The sequence below is a fragment of the Oleomonas cavernae genome (assembly GCF_003590945.1).
GTDB classification, from domain to species: domain Bacteria; phylum Pseudomonadota; class Alphaproteobacteria; order Zavarziniales; family Zavarziniaceae; genus Zavarzinia; species Zavarzinia cavernae.
In genome coordinates this window covers 3,932,281-3,950,924 of record NZ_QYUK01000011.1, presented here as the reverse complement: position 1 = coordinate 3,950,924, position 18,644 = coordinate 3,932,281, and the positions used below count along the sequence as shown (strand labels likewise).

16 protein-coding genes are annotated in these 18,644 nt (G+C 65.3%); 5 read left to right on the top strand and 11 right to left on the bottom strand.

Annotated elements, in window-relative coordinates:
• Window positions 1-3 precede the first annotated feature (3 nt).
• From D3874_RS22925 to D3874_RS22910, 5 genes are all read left to right on the top strand, one after another.
• Complete coding sequence (locus tag D3874_RS22925; protein WP_119781406.1) at window positions 4-1,785, top strand: polysaccharide biosynthesis/export family protein; 1,782 nt, start codon at window positions 4-6, stop codon at window positions 1,783-1,785.
• Between the two features lie 100 nt (window positions 1,786-1,885).
• Window positions 1,886-4,192, top strand: a complete 2,307-nt coding sequence (locus D3874_RS22920) for a glycosyltransferase family 2 protein (protein ID WP_158596181.1) — start codon at window positions 1,886-1,888, stop codon at window positions 4,190-4,192.
• A gap of 44 nt (window positions 4,193-4,236) precedes the next feature.
• Window positions 4,237-6,138: a rhamnosyltransferase WsaF family glycosyltransferase gene (locus tag D3874_RS28815; RefSeq protein ID WP_158596180.1), complete on the top strand. Its 1,902-nt coding sequence runs from the start codon at window positions 4,237-4,239 to the stop codon at window positions 6,136-6,138.
• Window positions 6,138-6,827: a sulfotransferase family 2 domain-containing protein gene (locus D3874_RS28810; RefSeq protein ID WP_158596179.1), complete on the top strand. Its 690-nt coding sequence runs from the start codon at window positions 6,138-6,140 to the stop codon at window positions 6,825-6,827. The genes D3874_RS28815 and D3874_RS28810 overlap by 1 nt, the downstream gene beginning before the upstream one ends.
• A gap of 49 nt (window positions 6,828-6,876) precedes the next feature.
• Window positions 6,877-7,767, top strand: coding sequence for a sulfotransferase family 2 domain-containing protein (locus D3874_RS22910; RefSeq protein WP_119781400.1), 891 nt, complete (start codon window positions 6,877-6,879; stop codon window positions 7,765-7,767).
• Window positions 7,768-7,787: 20 nt separating this feature from the next.
• Here D3874_RS22910 and D3874_RS22905 read toward each other — a convergent pair whose 3' ends face one another.
• The 11 genes from D3874_RS22905 to D3874_RS22855 are packed head-to-tail and all read right to left on the bottom strand — an operon-like array spanning window position 7,788 to window position 18,326.
• Window positions 7,788-9,668, bottom strand: coding sequence for a sulfotransferase family protein (locus tag D3874_RS22905; protein ID WP_119781398.1), 1,881 nt, complete (start codon window positions 9,666-9,668; stop codon window positions 7,788-7,790).
• A 26-nt stretch (window positions 9,669-9,694) separates the two neighbouring features.
• Complete coding sequence (locus D3874_RS22900; protein WP_119781395.1) at window positions 9,695-10,843, bottom strand: class I SAM-dependent methyltransferase; 1,149 nt, start codon at window positions 10,841-10,843, stop codon at window positions 9,695-9,697.
• Window positions 10,801-11,076, bottom strand: coding sequence for a hypothetical protein (locus D3874_RS22895; protein ID WP_119781392.1), 276 nt, complete (start codon window positions 11,074-11,076; stop codon window positions 10,801-10,803). Before D3874_RS22895 ends, D3874_RS22900 begins: the two co-directional genes overlap by 43 nt.
• Window positions 11,077-11,123: 47 nt before the next feature.
• Window positions 11,124-12,731, bottom strand: a complete 1,608-nt coding sequence (locus D3874_RS31380; RefSeq protein WP_119781389.1) for an alginate O-acetyltransferase AlgX-related protein — start codon at window positions 12,729-12,731, stop codon at window positions 11,124-11,126.
• The gene (locus D3874_RS29650; RefSeq protein ID WP_147385815.1) at window positions 12,728-14,143 is read right to left on the bottom strand and encodes a tetratricopeptide repeat protein; all 1,416 of its coding nucleotides are present in this window, start codon (window positions 14,141-14,143) and stop codon (window positions 12,728-12,730) included. Before D3874_RS29650 ends, D3874_RS31380 begins: the two co-directional genes overlap by 4 nt.
• The gene (locus tag D3874_RS30785; protein ID WP_119781383.1) at window positions 14,140-14,406 is read right to left on the bottom strand and encodes a hypothetical protein; all 267 of its coding nucleotides are present in this window, start codon (window positions 14,404-14,406) and stop codon (window positions 14,140-14,142) included. Before D3874_RS30785 ends, D3874_RS29650 begins: the two co-directional genes overlap by 4 nt.
• 4 nt (window positions 14,407-14,410) lie before the next feature.
• Window positions 14,411-14,659: an acyl carrier protein gene (locus tag D3874_RS22875; RefSeq protein WP_119781380.1), complete on the bottom strand. Its 249-nt coding sequence runs from the start codon at window positions 14,657-14,659 to the stop codon at window positions 14,411-14,413.
• A 14-nt stretch (window positions 14,660-14,673) separates the two neighbouring features.
• Complete coding sequence (locus D3874_RS22870) at window positions 14,674-15,855, bottom strand: AMP-binding protein (protein WP_199699325.1); 1,182 nt, start codon at window positions 15,853-15,855, stop codon at window positions 14,674-14,676.
• On the bottom strand, window positions 15,797-16,381 hold the full coding sequence (locus D3874_RS31375; RefSeq protein ID WP_119781374.1) for an AMP-binding protein: 585 nt from the start codon (window positions 16,379-16,381) through the stop codon (window positions 15,797-15,799). The genes D3874_RS22870 and D3874_RS31375 overlap by 59 nt, the downstream gene beginning before the upstream one ends.
• 5 nt (window positions 16,382-16,386) lie before the next feature.
• Window positions 16,387-17,298: a glucose-1-phosphate thymidylyltransferase RfbA gene (gene rfbA, locus D3874_RS22860; protein ID WP_119781371.1), complete on the bottom strand. Its 912-nt coding sequence runs from the start codon at window positions 17,296-17,298 to the stop codon at window positions 16,387-16,389.
• Window positions 17,295-18,326 carry a glycosyltransferase family protein gene (locus D3874_RS22855; protein ID WP_119781368.1) on the bottom strand — a complete coding sequence of 344 codons (1,032 nt, stop codon included), beginning with the start codon at window positions 18,324-18,326 and terminating at the stop codon, window positions 17,295-17,297. The genes rfbA and D3874_RS22855 overlap by 4 nt, the downstream gene beginning before the upstream one ends.
• Window positions 18,327-18,644 lie beyond the last annotated feature (318 nt).

Here is an 18,644-nt window from a genome sequence, read left to right as displayed (position 1 = left end):
GCCATGCCACGCTCTTATCGGGCCTTGCTGGGCTCCATGCTCGTGCTGCTGGTGCTGGGCCTCGAGGCCGCAGGGCCGGCCGGTGCCGAAACCAGCGACGAAGTGCAGCGCCTGCGCACCTATCGGGCGCTGGTGGTCAGCCAGACCCGGCCGACGGTGCGCCGGCCGGTCGCGCCGGTCGCCGCCACCCCGGCGCCTTCGGCCGCCGAAGAGGCGGCGCCGCCGGCCGCCGACGGCATGATGGACCCGCCGCTGCGCCAGGGCTTCACCGCGCCGATCGGCACGGTGCCCAGCGACCGGACGCCGATTCCCTTCGGTAGCAACCTGTTCACCGGTGCCTTCGCGCCCATCGTCGGGGCGCAGTCGGGCGACTATGTCATCGGCATCGGCGACCGGGTGACCGTGCGCCTGTTCGGCGGCGTGACCGTCGACGAGATCCAGACCGTCGATCCCAGCGGCAATATTTTCGTGCCTACGGTCGGCCCGGTCAACGTGAACGGGCTGACCGCCGATGCGCTGCAGACCCGGGTCGAAACCGCGGTGCGCGCGCTCTATACCGATTCCGTCGAGGTCTATGCGGCGGTCGAGGAACCGGGCTCGATGGGCGTCTTCGTGGCCGGCTCGGTCCGGCGGCCTGGCCGCTATGCCGGGACGCAGAACGACAGCCTGTTCTATTTCCTCGATCGGGCCGGCGGCATCGACCTGCGCCGCGGCAGTTTCCGGGCGATTCGGGTCCTGCGCGGCTCGCAGGTGCTGGGGGTCGTGGACATCTACACCTTCATGACCACGGGCGAGGTGCCGACCTTCGAGTTCCACGAAGGCGATTCGATCTTCGTCGAGCCGATCGGCGTCACCGTCGCGGCCATCGGCTCGGTGCGCAGCGCCTATCAGTTCGAATTCAAGCAGCCCAGGGTGGTGGGGGCCGATCTCATGACCTTCGCCCAGCCCGATCCCTTCGCCACCCATGTGGTGGTGCGCGGGGTGCGCAGCGGCGCGCCCTATTCCGACTATCTGGACGTGGCGAAATTCCGCACGGCGACCTTGCGCAGCGGGGATATCGTCGAATTCCGCAGCGACCGGCAGACCGACATGATCGCGGTGACGCTGGACGCCCATATCAATGCCCGCAAGACCTATATCCTGCCCCGGGATGCCACCTTGCGCGAACTGCTGGCCGCGGTTGCGGTCGACAATTCCCTGCTCGACCTCGACTCGGTGCATCTGCGGCGCATCGGCGTGGCCGCGCGCCAGAAGGACGCGCTCGACGAATCCCTGGCCAGGCTGGAGCGCACCGTGCTGACGACGCCGTCGCAAACCTCCGAGGAGGCGTTCCTGCGGGTCCAGGAAGCCCAGCTCGTCACCGCCTTCATCGAGCGTGCGCGCAAGGTGGTGCCCGACGGCCGGGTGGTGGTCATGAACGACGGCAAGCTCAGCGACCTGCGCCTGGAGGACGGCGACATCGTGGTGATCCCCGAGAAGTCGGACGTGATCATCGTCGGCGGCGAGGTACAGGCCCCCGGCGCCTTCAGTTTTACCCCCGGTTTACGCGTTCGTGATTATATTGAGCGGGCAGGCGGCCCATTCGAGACCGCCGATACCTCCGATTTCATCCTGCGCGGCCGCGACGGCAGCGCCCGGACGGTCGGCGGCGGCGAAGTGGTTCGCAATGGCGACGAGATCCTGGTGCTGCCGACGGTGGAGACCAAGTATCTGCAGTTCGCCAAGGACATTACCACCATCCTGTTCCAGGCCGCGCTGACCGCGGCCGCCGTGGTTTCGCTTTAACACGAGGTCGAGTGAGGCGCGTGCAGGCCAAGGGTCGGAGTGCATTCGGTATGGCAAGATGGGGCCGGCGCCGCGCCGGCCGGTCGACGGAGCGCCCGGCATGAGCCCGGGCACCGATCTGCTGACGGCGGCCAAGCCGCCGCGCTCGACCCTTGTCGATTTTCTGCGGCGCAAGGCCCGTGCCTGGGCGCCGGCGCTGTCCTATCGCATCCTGCGCCAGGCCGAACTTGAAACCGACAGCGACGGCCGCCTGGTCTCGACCGGGGTCGACCCGCAGATCTTCATCCAACTGACCGAACGCGAGCAGGTGCCGCGCTGGCTGCGCATTCGCTTCCGGGTCCAGCAGGTCAGCACGCCGCTCAATCCCATGCTCTATGCCTTTGCCAGCGGCGAAGGCAACCGCTGGGTCGAGTATCGCCTGCCGTCGATCGAGAATGGCGTGCTGGACGAGATCGTCCTGGTGCCGCCGGGCATGAACATGCTGCGCCTCGACCCGACCAACGGGCCGGCGGTGTTCCGCCTGACCGACCTGGTGCTGCACGAGGTCGGGCGCAGCGAACTGCTGGTCGAGGCCTGGAGCACCGATCGCCGCGCCGTGCTGCGGGCGCTGGGCTACCGGATGCTGCGCCGGCGCAATCGCAGCCGCAAATTCCTGATGCGCGCCTTCGATGCCCGCCGCTCGGGCCGCGGCTACGAGGAGTGGCTGTCGCTGTTCGATCGGGCCGGCAGCGCGCCGTTCCTGCCCGTGCGCCAGGCCGCCGACGCCGCCGTGGCCAAGACCGGGCCGCTGATCAGCATCGTCATGCCGGTGTTCAACCCGCCCGAACGCTTCCTGCGCGAGGCGATCCGGTCGGTCCTGGCCCAGACCCACGAGAACTGGGAACTGGTGTTGAGCGACGATGCCTCGACCGAGCGGTCGGTGGCGCGGGTCATGGCCTGGGCCGCGCACCTCGACCCGCGCATCCGGGTCATCCGGTCGGAAACCCAGGGCGGCATTTCCACCGCGACCAATCTGGCGATGGTGGCGGTCAAGGGCGACTATGTCGCCTTCATGGATCACGACGACCTGCTGCCGCCCGGCAGCCTGGCCGCGGTGGCGGCCGAAATCGCGGCCCACCCGCAGGTGCGCCTGATCTATTCCGACGAGGACAAGGTCGACGACCTGGGCAACCGCTACGACCCGTTCTTCAAGCCGGAATTCGATCCCGATATCCTGCTGGGCCAGAACATGCTGAATCACCTGTGCGTGATTCACCGCCAGACCCTGGTTGAGGCCGGGCCCCTGCGCTCGACCCTGGACGGCAGCCAGGATCACGACCTGCTGCTGCGGGTGATGCGGCGGATCGACCGTTCGGCCGTGCGCCACATCCCTGAAATCCTCTATCACTGGCGGCGCTCGCGCAAACCCCGTTCGTTCTCGCAGCAGCAGCAGCACCAGGTGGTGCGGGCGCGCATGGCCGCGGTGCGCGAGCATCTGGCGGCGACGATCCCCGGCGCCAAGGCCGATCTGGCCATGGCCGGCTATGTCCGGATCATCTGGCCGCTGCCGGACCCGGCGCCCCGGGTCTCGATCATCATCCCGACGCGCGACCGCGTGGCCCTGTTGCGCCCCTGCGTCGAAAGCATCCTGGCCAAGACCGCCTATCCCGATTTCGAGGTGATCATCGTCGACAATGCCTCGACCGATCCCGAAACCCTGAGTTTCCTGGCTTCGGTCTCGGCCGACGACCGGGTCCGGGTGCTGCGCCATCCCGGGCCGTTCAACTTCTCGGAGATCAACAATATCGCGGCGCGCCAGGCGACGGGCGAGTTGCTGTGCTTCGTCAACAACGACATCGAGGTGACCGAGGGCGACTGGCTGCGCGAGATGGCCAGCCACGGCGTGCGGCCCGACGTGGGCGCGGTCGGGGCCAAGCTGCTCTATCCCGACGGCCATATCCAGCACGCCGGGGTCGTGGTCGGGCTGGGCGGCGTCGCCGGCCATGCCTTCAAGAGCCTGGTGCGCAACCATCCGGGTTATTTCGGCCGGCTGTGCGTAACCCATGAGGTGGGCGCGGTCACCGCCGCCTGCATGCTGACCAAGGCGTCGTCGTTCTGGCAGGTGGGCGGCTTCGACGCCGAAAACCTGGCCGTCGCCTTCAACGACGTCGACTACTGCCTGAAGCTGCGCGAGGCCGGCCAGCGCATCATCATGACGCCCTTCGCCTGCCTGATCCACGCCGAGTCGGCGTCGCGCGGGCCCGATACCGAGGGGCCGGCCCTGCTGCGTTTCCAGAGCGAGATCGCTTACATGAAAGACCGCTGGGCCGATACCCTGCCGGCCGATCCGTTCTACAGTCCCAATCTGTCCCTGGTAGGCCATGGCTACACCCTGGCCTTCCCGCCGCGTCGAGGAGTACGCCCGTGAGCCCAGCCGTTCGCGATAAAATAGCGCCGCCAGAAAGCGCAGCCGTGATCGAGGCCCAGCCTGCCGATGATATCCCAGAGGTGCCGTCGAAGCAGTTCATCGCCGAGCTGCGGCGGCAGATCGACCCGACCTGGTACATCGACTACTACGGCGTTCTGGCCGACGACAAGTTGTCGCCGCTCGATGTCGCGGTCAATCACTACCTGACCTTGGGGGCCGCCTTCTCGTTCTCGCCGTCGCGGGCCTTCGACGAGGTCGGCTACCGCCAGTTCAACCCCGATGTCGACAAGGAGATCGAGGCCGGCCGGGTGTTTTCCGGCTTCGAGCACTTCAGCAACTTCGGCAAGAAGGAAGGCCGCCGGCCGGCCCCGGTCAGGGAGGTCAGCCGCTGGCGCGCCGCCCATCCGATGTATTCGGACATGGCCCGGGCGGTGCGCGCCTTCTTCGATCCCAAGTGGTACGTGAAGACCTACCCCGACGTCGCCGCGATGCTGGAGCAGGGGACCATCCCCACGCCCTTCATGCACTACCTGACCGACGGCATCGCCCAGGACTGTTCGCCCAATTCCTGGTTCGACGAGGCCTGGTATCTGATTCGTTACGCCGATATCGGCGAAGCCAAGAAGCGCGGCACCGTGCCCTCCGGCTTCTTCCACTACCTGTCGAGCGGCCGGGCCGAGGGGCGCTTCGGCAAGGCCGACACGCTGCGCGAGATCGAGGAGAAATATCCCGGCCTGACCCGCCCCGTGGGCGTCGAGCGGCTGCATGATTTCGAGGCGAAGATCGCGCCGATCAACGTGGCGGTCTCGCGCCAGGGCGATCTGCGCCTCAACGTGCTGTTGCCCACGCTGGACAAGAACATCATGTTCGGCGGCTATATCGCGCTCTTGAACTTCCTGGTGGCGATGCGCGAGCGCGGCTGGCCGATCCGTATCCTGATCCTCGAGGACGCGCGCCTCAGCATCGATCTGTCGCGCCTGCAGTTCGCCAAGGACAAGCGCATTTCGGACCTGCTCACCAATGCCGAGTTCGTCAACCTGACGGGCTCCAGCCGCGTCCTCGACGTGACGCCGGGCGACCGCTTCCTGGCCTATTCCATGTGGATGGCCCACCATGCCCACCGCCTGGCGGAGCATACCGGGCGGCGCTTCGCCTTCTTCATCCAGGAATACGAGCCGATCTTCCACGCCTACGACAGTTGGCGGGCCCTGGGCGCGTCGGCCTATCTCAAGCCGCATTTCGCCATCTTCAATTCGAGCCTGCTGCGCTCGTTCTTCAAGACCCGCCGCTACGGCGTCTATGCCGACGCGGCGGATCACGGCGATGCCTCGTCCATCGCCTTCGAGCACACGCTGTCGGTCAGCGGCACGCCCAGCCTGGCCGAGCTCGACCATGACGGCGAGAAACGCCTGCTGTTCTACGCCCGGCCCGAGGCCCACGCCGCCCGCAACCTGTTCGAGATCGGCATCATCGCCCTGCGCCGGGCGATCGAGGCCGGCACCTTCGGCCAGGAATGGCGCTTCGACGGCGTCGGCACCCTGGGGCTCGATACCGAAATCGACTTGGGCAGCGGGCGGGCCATGCATGTTCGGCCCAAGCTGGAACTGGGCGACTACTGCGCCGCCCTGCGCCGCTACGACCTGGGGCTCAGCCTGATGTACGCGCCGCACCCCAGCGTCGTGCCGTTCGAAATGGCGGCCTCGGGCATGGTGGTGGTGACCAACACCTTCGACAACCGGGACAAGGACACGCTGGTGGCGATCTCGCCCAACATCGTGCCCAGCGCCCTGTCGATCGAGGACCTGACCTCGGCCCTGAAGGTCGCGCAGCGGCAGACCGCCGATCTGCCGGCCCGCATCGCGGGCTCGAACGGCAATTGGGTCAACGACTGGAAGAACAGCTTTTCGGAAGCGTTTCTCGACAGCGTCGAGAGGGAACTGCGGTAATGTTCATTTCGATTCACATCCCCAAGACGGCCGGCACGTCCTTGGGTTATCTGTTCGATTACGGTTCCGGCCGTCGTATCATGTACGATTACAAGGACGACTATTCCAACGCCCTGATGGACGATCCGGTCTATTGGCGCCGCCACAAGCCCTTCATCGAGCGGCAGTTCGATTTCATCCACGGCCATTTCTTCTACGAGAAGTATGCCGAGGTGTTTCCCGATGCCCTGTACGTGAGCTGCCTGCGCCATCCGGTCGACCGCATCATCTCGCAGTACAACCACATGCTGGGCGAGAAGAATCATAACGACTGGATGTACCGGGCGATGATCGAGAACAAGATGGACCCGGTCGACTTCGCCCAGGTCGATACCGTGCACAATGCCCAGGCCCTGCACCTGCGCGGCCGCGCCATCGAGGATTACGATTTCATCTTCATCTCGGAATGGCTGGAGAAGTCGTTCAACGCCTTCAAGGTGCGTTATCACTTCCGCCGCGCCGACCCCTACATGCCGGGGACCGAGGCGAACGGCAAGATCCCGAAGATGAATACCCGCAAGGTCGGCTTCGAGATAACCCAGGCGATGAAGGAGAAGATCTTTGCCATCGCGCGCGAGGATGTCGAAATCTACCGCCGGGGCAGCCAGTATTGCGAACGGCTGATTCACGAGATCCTGGTAAGGGCATAGGCGACCGCGTGGGCGAGGGGGCCGGTCCGAGCATTGGCGAGTGACGAAGATGGCGAAGATAGTTTTTGAAACCAAGAAGGTTGCGGCGGCGGTCCCGCAGCGTCTCCCGGCGTGGTTGCCCGAGGCCGTGGCGAACGATCCCTACAACGGCCTCAACCCGCCGCTGATCGATTTCGACCGCAAGATGGTCCTGTCATGGTCGGCAAAATCCGCTTGCACCCATGTCCTGATCTGGTTCCTGGTCAAGAACGGCCTGCTGCACGCAGCGAACTATTACAACCCCTGGCCCCATGAGTTCCGCCAGGATGTGATCGCAAAATCGAAGGTGTTCCTGGGCGCCCGCAACGACGCGATCGCCAACCCGCAGAAATATTCCTTCATCCGCTTCATGCGCGACCCCGTCGCCCGGCTGTCATCGGCGCTGCGGCACATGCTGCGCGCCCGCTACAATGAGGGCGAGCTGTCGATCGCCCTGGGGCGAAAATTTTCCGTGGAGACCGGGCTGACCGTTCGGGAGTTCATCAGTTACATGCAGCAGGTGAACCTGAAGAACACCAATCCCCACCACGCGAGCCAGGTCAACAAGGTCGACTATATGAATGGCTACGGCCGGAAGATCTTCGTCAAGCTCGATGAACCGGGCCGCGGCATCGGCGAGAAGATCAACGTCATCGAGGCCGAGTTGAAGCAGCTCGTCACCGATTTCTCCAAGATCACGAAGCTCGACTGGGTGAAGCAGACCCACTACCAGGACGATTCCAGCGAAGGCACGCAGGAGATCACCCTGGATACGGTGCTCGCCCACCAGGACGGGTTGCGCTGGCCCAGCACGAAGTTGACCGAATTCATGCGGTCGCGGCCGGAGATGCTGGAACTCCTCGCCGAGGACATCCACCTCTACCAGAACCCGGACGAGTTCGGCTTCACCATGGTCGTCTGATCGGTAGCGGACGGGCCGCTCTAGTCGAGCGTCTTACGATAGAGAATGGACCCGTCGCTCGTATTGCGTATGACAAGTTCCGCGCCCGAAGATGGCGCTTGGCTGGTATCAATGGCGAGGTCAAAGCCGTACTGGCCACCGCCACCAAAGGTCTTTTCGAGATCCTGTCGGGGTCTGTCGGCGCACACGCTGCCGACTATCGTTCCACTGAGTTCGACCGCCAACGAGACAGGGGCGCCGTTGGCCCGTCGCGCCCAGCCTGCGACCCTGTCTCGGCGCGCAACGTCGACGTGGATGATGGTGCTGTGCTGCTTTGGGTCCTGCGCCGCAACATACTTAGGCTCGTCTGGCTGGATAACCGCCAGCAAAGCGGACATTGCCTCGTCTGAGCAAGGAGTTTCGACGAAATCCAAGAGGGACTTGGAAATATCAATAGGGGATAAAAGAGCTTTTTCATAGGAGAATAGAAGAGCAGGTCTCTTGCACGACCCTATAAAATCTACGATCGTCTTTTGAAGGAAAATATTAGAACGCAGACTCGCCAGCAAATTTGCGTCTACAGAAATTTTATTTCGATTGGCGATTGACAGCATGTCTCTGAAAACAACAACAAACCGGATGTTCTCGACACTCGACAACAAACTCCAATGATTTCTGTAAGGAGCCTTGAATCCCCATTTCGTGTAGGTTGCGTGGCGCTTCGCCACCAAATCGCGAAATTTCCGAGTGTCCGGTGTTTCCTCTTTCAGCAATTTGGCGAAGTCGGGATCTTCGGCGGTTACCGGCATGTTCACTCCCATAAACACGCCAGCTTCCTGCAGGAGCTTTGCAGTCATGGTCGTGCCGCCACGGGGAAGGCCCAATACACAATAGACGGCCGCCTCACCGGGGCGCATCGCCTCCGGATTCAGGACGGCAATGCCGGTATTCCTGCTACCGGAAGCTTCTTCTTCCGCTGGCGCCCTTTGCCCGGTTTCCTTTAGCGTCGCAGTGCTTCGCTGCCCCGGTCGACCAAAAGGCAAAGAGGCAACCCGCGGCAGGAGCAGCTTCTTGCGCCAGCGATTGCCATCGTCGGCTGTGCTATCCTCTTCCGACTTCAAGAATCCGGCGGCATTCATCGGCGTGGCGGGCAGCGTATCCGCCTGCTTCAGGCGCCTGGCAAATTCCTGGCAAGCGAAGTCGTAAACCATCTGGTCGATGCCCAGGTAAGGCCGAATAATCGCCTCAAGTTCGGTCCGGCGCGCTTTGGTCAGTTTCTGCGGCGTTACCGTCAGCTTCTTGGATTTGCCGAAATGCCAACCCATAGTGCGCGTCATGAGTGCGATTGAATCGTCAAACCTTTCAGCAATCCCAATCGCGGCCATGTCGCGGATGGTTCGCATCGCACTGACCGCAACATCCTGTCGGCTCAATGGCTTGCGGATGAACGGGTAGATCAGTGCCAGATATCGGCTCATGGCGTTCAAGCCAAATCGGCCACCACCCCGCGCAAGCGTGGCAACTATCTCTTCTTCGGTCGATGAGGCAAAGCGTTCGACGTGACGCTTTAGGTGCAGCACTTCTGAAAGGGTGCGGTCGATCGGATCTCGCAGGAATGTAACAAATTGGGCGTAAGGGAACCGCGGCTGCAATTCAGCAAAGCGATAGTGTCCGGCGACGAGGCGTAGTGCGGCTCGTCGCGACGGCGTTAGGGCATCGTATACTTTAAAGGCAGGGTAGCCTTTGCGGTTGTTCAGTATCTCTTCGTCATTGGGAAAGATTTCCGCGCCATCGTAAGGATCGCTCAGAATCCTTCGGAACGTGGTACCGGCCGTCTTTGGTATGTGGACGAAGCAGACCAAACTGGCGGATTCCAGCCTGGTCGCATTCGCGTTGCTCGATTCGGTTTCAGTCAGTGCCATAGACGGTAGTTATATACCTCGTTCGCCTACTTGGCGCGCATCACCGCGAGATCCTGGTAGCCGAAGGCGCATTCGTGGATGTCCAGGATCTCGAAGTGCTTGCCCCAGAATTCCCGGACATTGTCCGGGGTCTGCTTGGTGTTGGTGTAGTAGCTGGGATCGTCGATCTTGCCGACCAGGTCGTTGCTGGGCAGCGAGTCGTCGAACTCGCTGGCCTGCCAGCGCTCGAGCCAGTCCTTCTTGAGGAAGCGCGAGGCGAACGACGCCGAGCCCTTGCCGGCGAAGGTCAGCATGACGATACAGCCCGGCGCCGCGATACGCTTGAGTTCCTTCAGCCAGGCTTCCTGCACCTCGTGCTTGAGGTGGGTCATGACCGAGATCGCATAGATCATGCCGAAATGCTTCTTGGGCAGGTCGGTTGGCGGCATCAGGGGCACATGGCTGCCGTTGACGCCGGGCAGATGCTTGCGCATCCAGGCGACGTTCTCGCGGTCGATGTCGACGCCCCAGGCCTCGCGCACCGTACCCTGCTGCTGGAAGTTGCGGATCACCCGGCCATGGCCGCAGCCCCAGTCCAGCACCGCCGAATCCTTGAGCTTGGCGCCGTAGTATTCGGCGATCGCGGTCAGGCGCTTGAAGTCGGTGTAACCGCCGATGCCCACGCGCGAGATATTGTCGAAGGTATGCACCCGGGTCAACTTGTCGCCGGTCGGGAAATTCTGGAACACGCTCAGGTCCTTGGGGATCCAGATCTTGTTGAGCTGCTGCGCCACCCGCTCGGGGCTCAGGCCGGGCGATTCCAGGGTGAACTCGAAATCCGGGCCGACGGCCGTGGTGGCGACCAGGTCGATGGCGATCTGGAAGCCGCACCAGGCGGCGTTGGGCCAGTACCAGTACCAGTCGCGCACGGCCGGCTTCACGATCGGATGCTTGACGGTGAAGGCGACGCCCGGCTGGCCGGTGATCTTGAAGGCGAAGGGGTCGCCGCCCGGCGGCAGGTGCATGCCGCCGATGGTGAGCAGGGGGCCGCTGAGGTTGAAGCCCTCGACCGAGAACAGCGGCACCTTGTGCATCGCCAGGACATCGGTGGACTTCAGGCCGCCGGCGGTCACCACGGGCTTGCGCTGGATCGTCACCGGCTTGCCCAGCGGCATGCGGCTTTCCGCCTCGACCACCACGACCTCGGCGTCTTCGGGGCGGCGATCGCGGGCAGGGCGATGTAGAAGCCGTGGTTGCCGTCGCCGATCTTGTTCTTCAGCAGCTCGGGGCGGTTGAAGCCGGCGGTCGCCCGGATCAGGCGCTTGCCGTTGTAGATGACGTCGACCTGCAGCCGCTTGGCCGGCTCCTTGGGATCGAAGACCCAGCCTGACAGATAGTCGTTGTTTACGCCGTCGACATTCCCGATCATTTTTATGCCCCCAGTTACAAATTACGTGGTCGGTTACGTTAGGTTACTCAAGAGCCGGTTTTGGCGTGTGCCTTTGCCCGTTCGCCCAGGCGCGTCTCGCACAAGGCGAGATAGGATTTGAAGGCCGGCGCCTGCGGGAAGCGCGGCACCGCCGCGGCAAGCAGGTCGCGCGCCGCGGCCCAGTCTTCCTGGGCGATCATGACGCTGGCCAGGTTGCTGACGGTGAAGGACGAACTGGCATCGATCTCGACCGCGAGTTCGGCGTGGCGCCTGGCACCTGCCAGGTCGCCCTGGCCGCGGCGCACCTTGCTCATCAGCAGGTGGGCCTCGATGCGGTCGGGGTCGAGCGTCAGCGCCCGCTCGAAACAGGCCTGGGCGCCGGCGGCATCCTCGCCCTCCAGCAGGGCGCCGCCCAGGGCTTCCCAATATTTGGGCACGCCCGGCTCCAGCGCGGTGCTGCGGCGCAGCAAGGCCAGGGCCGGTTCCATCCGGCCCCTGGCCCGGTCCAGCTCGCCGGCCAGCATCACGGGCATGGCCGCATCCGGCTCCAGCGCGATGGCATGGCGCAGGCATTCGGCCGCGGCGTCGTCATTGCCCAGCGCCCGGAAGATCCGCGCCCGGTGCAGCAGGGCCCGCCCCAGGCCCGGGGCCTTGGGCTCGGCCAGGTCCAGGGCCCGGTCGGACATGTCCTTGGCATCCTTGGCCTTGCCCGCGCGCAGGAAGGCGCGGCTTTGCCGCTGGGCCAACAGGGCGTTGTCGTTGCCCAGTTCAAGATCGGCGAAATGTGCGCGGGCATCCTGCAAATCCGGTTCGATCGGCGGGTTTGCCAGGGCCCGTTCGGTACGTTCGAAAATCACCACGTCGGGCTTCACCTGCTCGATCAGGTCATAATAGATCGTATTGGGGCTGGAGACGTAAATGGTTCGGCCAAAGGATTCTGACAGAAATGGCGCCATAGCGGTGGCAAATGAATCGCGGAAGACAATGGCTGTCGGCCCGCCGGCCGGGTTGACCACAGTGGTCAGCTTGTGGCGCTGTTCGGTCGCCATCTCGCTGATTTCTTTCGCCCGGGGGCGGGTCAGGCTGGCGACCGGGACCTTGCACGAACGCTCCGGTGTCATGATCGCGCCCAGCGCGCCGAAGGTCTTGCGCTGGCGCCAGGTCACGTCCTTGGGCTCGATCAGGCGGGCTGCGGGCAGGTGCCGGCGCACCGCTTCCATCACGGCCCGATAGCCGAGATAGGCGCCCCAGTCGGTCCAGTGGCTGTCGACCTGCTGGAAGGTCTCGCGCTCGGCGCGGCCGTCGATCAGGGCTTGCAGCGGATAGATCACGTCGGTGGCGGCCGCCTTGTCCAGGCGCTCGGACAGGCGGCGCATGGGCGTGGCCTGGGTCAGGCGTATCGCATCCGGCAGCAGGTCGGCATAGACCAGGCAGGCCTCCGGTACGATCAAGGTTACCAGGGCGATGCCGCGCTGGTCGAACCACCGGCGCCGGCGCTCGAAGGCCCGCGCCCAGCGGGCGAATACCCGGTCGGGCACCGTCGTCTCGTCGGTATAGAGCGACATCGCGTCGAAGCCGTCGAATGTCCCCAGGAACAGCCAGCCGCGCTTGCCTTCGAATGCCGTGATCTGGCCGCCTTCGAGGTCGTCGGTCATTTGCGGCGGCCCTTTGACTTTGTCTTCTTCTCGGTGGCACGCAGCGCCTGCGCCGGTCCCTGCGCTGGCGGCGGGACAGCGGCCGCGGCCCGCCGGGCCTCGGCGAGGCGGGCTTCGCACAGGGTCAGGAAGCGCCGGAACAAGTCCACCCCGGGGTACAGGTCGACCGCCTTCTGCAGCACCTCGCGGCCCGCCGCCCAATCGCTCTGCGCCACCAGGATATTGGCCAGGGTCGCCAGGTTGATCTGGTTGTTGGGCTCTATGTCCACGGCCGCCTGGGCGTGGCGGCGCGCCTCTGCCATGTCGCCCTGGCCGCGACGGATGCGGCACAGGTGCAGGCGCGCCGAAACGCGCATGCCGTCGATCGCCAGTTCGGCCTCCAGGGCCGCCGCGGCGCCTTCCTTGTCGCCGGCGCGCTCGAGGCAGGTGGCCACCAGGTCGTGATAGTCGGGCACCGAGGGTTCGGCAGCGGCGGCCCGCCTGGCCAGCACCGCGGCGTCTTCGTTGCGGCCCTGGTGCAGGCGCAGGCGCGCCGCCGCCGCCAGGGGCAGGGCGGCACCGGGTTCCAGGGTTGCGGCGTGGCGCAGGCATTCGAAGGCGGTCGGCAATTGCCCCAGCATCTCCAACAGCCGGGCGCGATGGATCAGGGCGCGGGAATAGGCCATGGCGTCGCGCGGCGGCGTCGCCAGGGCCTCCTCCGAGGCGGCCAGGGCCTCGTTCACCTTGCGCTCACGCAGGAGCGAACGGCTGCGCTTCTGGGCCGCCGCCGCGTCCCGGTCCAGCATCAGGTCGCCGTAGATCGAGCGGAAGTCGTTGTAGTCCGGCTCGGACGGCGGCCAGCCCAGGGCGCGCTCCGCCCGCTCGAAGATCACGACATCGGGCTTTTCGCGCTCGACCAGGTCGTAGAGCACGGCATTGGGGCTGGAAACCAGCCAGATGCGCCGGAACGATTCGGCCAGGAAGGGGGCCATGGCCGTGGCGTAGGAATCGCGGAACATGACCGCGGTGGGCAGGCTGGGGTCGTCCACCTCGGCGACGGTGCAGGCGTCGCGCACCTCGGTCTGGATGATGCGGACATAGCGCGACCGGGGCTTGAGCAGCTTGGCGACGGCGATCTGCTCCGACCGCTCGGGGGTCATGACCACCCCCATCGCGCCAAAGCTGTGGCGCATGCGCCATTCGATCGCCGCCGGCTCGACCAGGCCGGTATTGGGCACATAGCGGCGAATCCGGGCGATCAGCGCGCGATAGGCGAGGTAGGCGCCCCATTCGCTCCAATGGCTGTCGGTGCGCTGGCAGGTCTCGCGCTCGCTCTTGCCGTCGATCAGGCTTTGCAGCGGGTAGACGATGTCGGCGCGGGCCTGCGGGCTCAGCCGGGCGGCGAGGCGCGCGAAGGGCGAGTGGCCGTTCATGCGCACGCCCTCGGGCAGGGTCTCGGGATAGACCAGGCAATTGTCGGGGCGACCAGGCTGACCAGCGGGATGCCCCGCCCGGCAAACCAGGCATGCCGCCGCTCCATGACGTCGGCCTGGCGATTGATCGCGGCCTCGGGCGGCGAATTCTCGTTCGTGTAAAAGCTCATGACGTCGGTCGCGGCAAACGACTTCAGAAACAGCCAGCCATCCTTGCCTTCGATCGCGCTCAGTTGTCCGCCGACGAGTTCTGTAACCGCCATTGCCTCAGTTCTCCGCGAAATGATCGCCCAGCATGGCGATCATTTCACCGACATTGGCCGCCTGGGCCGCCACCGATTCCGGCACGCTGCCGCCCAGCCGCTTACCGATGCGGATCATCAAAACCGTGTGCGACAGCGAATCCCAGCCGTCCACCTCGTCGGCAATGGTCGTGTCGGCGATATCGCCCGTCTCGATATCGAAGGTGCTGGCGATCGTCTCGATCACGATGCGCCTGATGTCCTCGCGGTTCATCCCGTTCCCCTGCGCTACTTTTTTCCCGGTTGCGCCGGTGCCCGATGAGTATCGCGCAGCAGCTTGCCCAGATTTTCCTTGCGGCTGATCTTGCCACTGGTCGTTTTCACCAGCCAGCCTGGCTCAACCAGATGCACCTTGGATATGACCAAATTGAAGCGCCGCACGATTGCCTGCCGCAGGGCGTTGCGCAAGGCCTTGTCCTCGGCCGCGACCGCGGGGTCGCGCTCGGCCACCAGCTCGACTTCCTCGCTGCCGACCTCCTCGTCCCAGACCCCCAGGGCGACGCAGCGCCCCGGCTTGACCCCCGGCACCGTGCCCGCCACCGATTCGATGTCGTGGGCGTGGTAGTTGCGGCCGTGGTGGATGATGATGTCTTTCAGCCGGCCGATGACGTAGATCTCGCCCTCGATCACGCTGCCGATGTCACCGGTGCGGTACCAGCCGTCGTCGAAGGCCTGCGCCGTGACGTCGGGGGCCTTGAGATAGCCCGCGAACACGCAATCGCCGCGCAACTGGATCTCGCCGATCGCCTCGCCGCCGCCGATGCGCACGACGATGCCGTCGATCGGCGGCCCGTTCGAAAGCAGCGGCATCGCCCCTGCCGCGCCCTCGGCCACGGGTTCGATGCGATTGGCCGCCGCCGCCCCGGCATCGATCCACAGCGTGTGCGGCCGGCGGCCCAGGGGGGTCTGGCTGACGGCGAACACCGTCTCGGCCATGGCATAGCAGACCTGGAGCTGTTCCGCGCGGATGCCGTGGCCGGCGAAGGTCGCGGCGAACAGGTCGAAGGTCGCCTGCTTGCACGGCTCGGAACAATTGATCAGGGCCGCGACATGGTCGAGGGCATAGGTCTCGTTGCCCAGCTTGGTGCGGACCAGATGGTTGAAGGCGAAATTGGGCAGCCAGGCGTGGGTGCAGCGCTGGCGGTCCATCAGTTCGAGCAGCAGGTGCGGGCTCATCACCCATTCGAAGGCGTCGAGGCAGGCCACCGTGGCGCCGTAATGCACCGGCATCAGGAACGCCGTCATCAGGCCCATGTCATGGTACAGCGGCAGCCACGAGGCGATGCGGGTACCTTCGCCGGCCCGATCACCTTGGCATAGCTGGCGACCTGCCGGGCCACCAGGGCATGGCTCAGCGCCACCCCTTGCGCAGGCCGGTGGTGCCCGACGAGAACTGCACCAGGACGGTATCGTCGGGCGACGACGCGGGCAGGCCGGCGGCGATCTCGGCCAGCGGACGGCTGTCCTGCGGCAGCGTCGGCGGCGTGATCAGCAGGGCCGTGGCGGGCGGCAGGGCGGCGGCGAGGTCGTCGCGGTTCTCAGGGTAGGTGAGGACGGCGCGCCCGCCCATCTGCTGGAACAGGGTGCGGTGGGTCTGCCAGTAGAGGACCGGGTCCTGCTTGGGGGTGGGGAAGGCCAGGAACGACGGCACCGCGCCCATCATCATCGCGCCCAGATAGGCGGCGTAGAGATCGGCCCCGTGTTTCAGGCACATGAAAACCAGGTCGCCGCGCGCGAGGCCGGCCTGGGCAAAGATCCCGGCATAGCCGGCGGCATGGCGCAGCAGCGTCGCATAGCTGATGTCGGTCGTCTGGTGGCCGGCCACGATGTGAAAGGCCGTGGCCTCGCCCCTGGTCAGGGCATGATGGGCAAGGCGCTCGGCGATGGTCGCCACCGCCGGCAACGGTTCGTTGCGCGAGCGCGATTCCGCCGCCATGCCGCCTAGACCATCCCCGGCTGGCGGGCGTCGGCCGCCAGCAGGCTGCGCAGGTAGAGGCCATAGCTGGACTTGCCCGAACCGGCCGCGAGGACTTCCATCTTGGCGTCGTCGATCCAGCCCTGGCGCCAGGCGATTTCCTCCAGGCAGGCGATCTGCAGGTCCTGCCGGCTCTGGATGACGCGGACGAATTCGCCGGCATCGAGCAGGGCGTCGTGGGTGCCGGTGTCGAACCAGCAGAAGCCGCGCCCCATGCACTGCACGTCGAGCTTGCCCTGCTCGAGATAGGCGGCGTTCACCGCGGTGATTTCCAGCTCGCCCCGGGCCGACGGCTTGATCGAGCGGGCGATCTCGACCACCGCCTCGTCATAGAAGTAGAGCCCGGTGACCGCCCAGCTCGAGCGCGGCGCGATCGGCTTTTCCTCGATCGAGAGAGCATGGCCGGCGGCGTCGAACTCGACCACGCCGAAGCGTTCGGGATCATGGACCTTGTAGGCGAAGACCGTGGCGCCGTCCCGCCGCCGGTCGGCCGCGGCCAGTTGTTCGGTCAGGCCGTGGCCGTAAAAGATATTGTCGCCCAGCACCAGGGCGCTGGGCCGTCCGGCGACGAAATCGGCGCCGATGATGAAGGCCTGGGCCAAGCCGTCGGGCGAGGGCTGGATTTCATACTGGATCTCGACGCCCCACTGGCTGCCGTCGCCCAGCAGGCCGCGGAACTGGGCCGCATCCTGCGGGGTGGTGATGATCAGGATCTCGCGAATGCCCGCCAGCATCAGCACGCTGAGCGGGTAGTAGATCATCGGCTTGTCGTATACTGGGAGCAATTGCTTGGATACGGCCCGGGTCACGGGATGCAAGCGCGTACCGGCGCCGCCGGCCAGAACGATACCGCGCCGCCTGTTGGCAAGTGACGTCATAGGCCTTCACCCTCAACTCTCGACACCGGCACCGCCGGCCCATCCTGCCCCGCACCCGACGGAAAGTCGGTATGAAACGCCAAGCGTTCTACAAGTTTCCTGCTGCCGTCAGCCAGAGATTGGCGATAAGCGGCGTCGCTGGCAAGACTTTCGATCGCCCCGACCCAGGTTTCCACCCGGTCGCCGGCGAGGAGCCCGTTCGTGCCATGGGTGATTACATCGCTGTAGGGCGCCCGATCGGCATAGACGCCGGCGGCGCCGCACCGGGTGATATCGAAGATCTTGGTATGGGCGCGGACCTCGTTGAGCGCCGAGGGCAGCAGCGGCGCCAGGCCGATGGCATAGCGCACCGACTGCGTGTGCGCGGCATAGGCCGGCCAGGACATCGGGTGAAGGATCCGGCAGCGCGGCAGGTCCCTGAAGCGCCGGTTGACCTCGAGATCGCCGATCAGTTCGATCATCAGATCGTCGCGCCGGGCCTGGAGTGCTGCCAGCACCGGGTGCAGGAAGTCGAACTCGGCCCGGTGCGCGGCCGTGCCGTGATAGAACACGGTCAGCAGCGGCGTGCCCGGCGCCAGGGCGCGTGGCGGCACGACGATCGGCCGGGCGGCGGCAAGGCGCTGCGCCAGGGCCGGGGTGGAAACCCAGACCCGATCGATCAACTGGGCCAATTTGGGCGCCGCTCGGACAAATTGCCGCGCCAGCCGCAGCGCATATTCAGGCGGCAGGCCGGGGTCGTCGAGGCAGGCACCGATGTCGTCGTCCAGGAACAAGGCAACGCCGGCAAGGCGTGCCCGGTGTTCGATCAGCCGATCGAGCCAGAGCGTGGAAATCACGCGGCACAGGACCACCAGGCAGCCGTCGGGAATGTCGACAGGATTGTCATCAGTGACGATGGTGACGGGCAACTCGCCCACCGCTGGCGATTGCGCGCGTGCCTGGAAATAGTACGCAACCGATGGTGTTTCCCGCTCGGCCAGCACCAGTAACGCCGCGGGTGCCTTGGGCGGATAGGCGACGGCCGGCACGGGCGGCCAGCAACGCGCGAACTGGTGACGCAGAAGGAGCTGTCGTGGAATGTATCTCATCGAGTGGTGATGCACGCTGCTACTGAATGGCCGGCGCTCCAGGGGACAGGCGATTGCCCTGATGTCGCAGACTGCATGACTGGCGTATTCCCCGAAGACTCTTCCCGCACCAAACGCTACGGCAACGAACTTTGCGACCATACGGCGAGGCTCGACAAGGCGGAATCGATGTCGCCGAAGCAGCCGGGGCATTGTGCATGCAGTTTGGCTAAAAATTGATTAATAATTGCTTAGTTATTAGGGTTCATCTTCTACGAG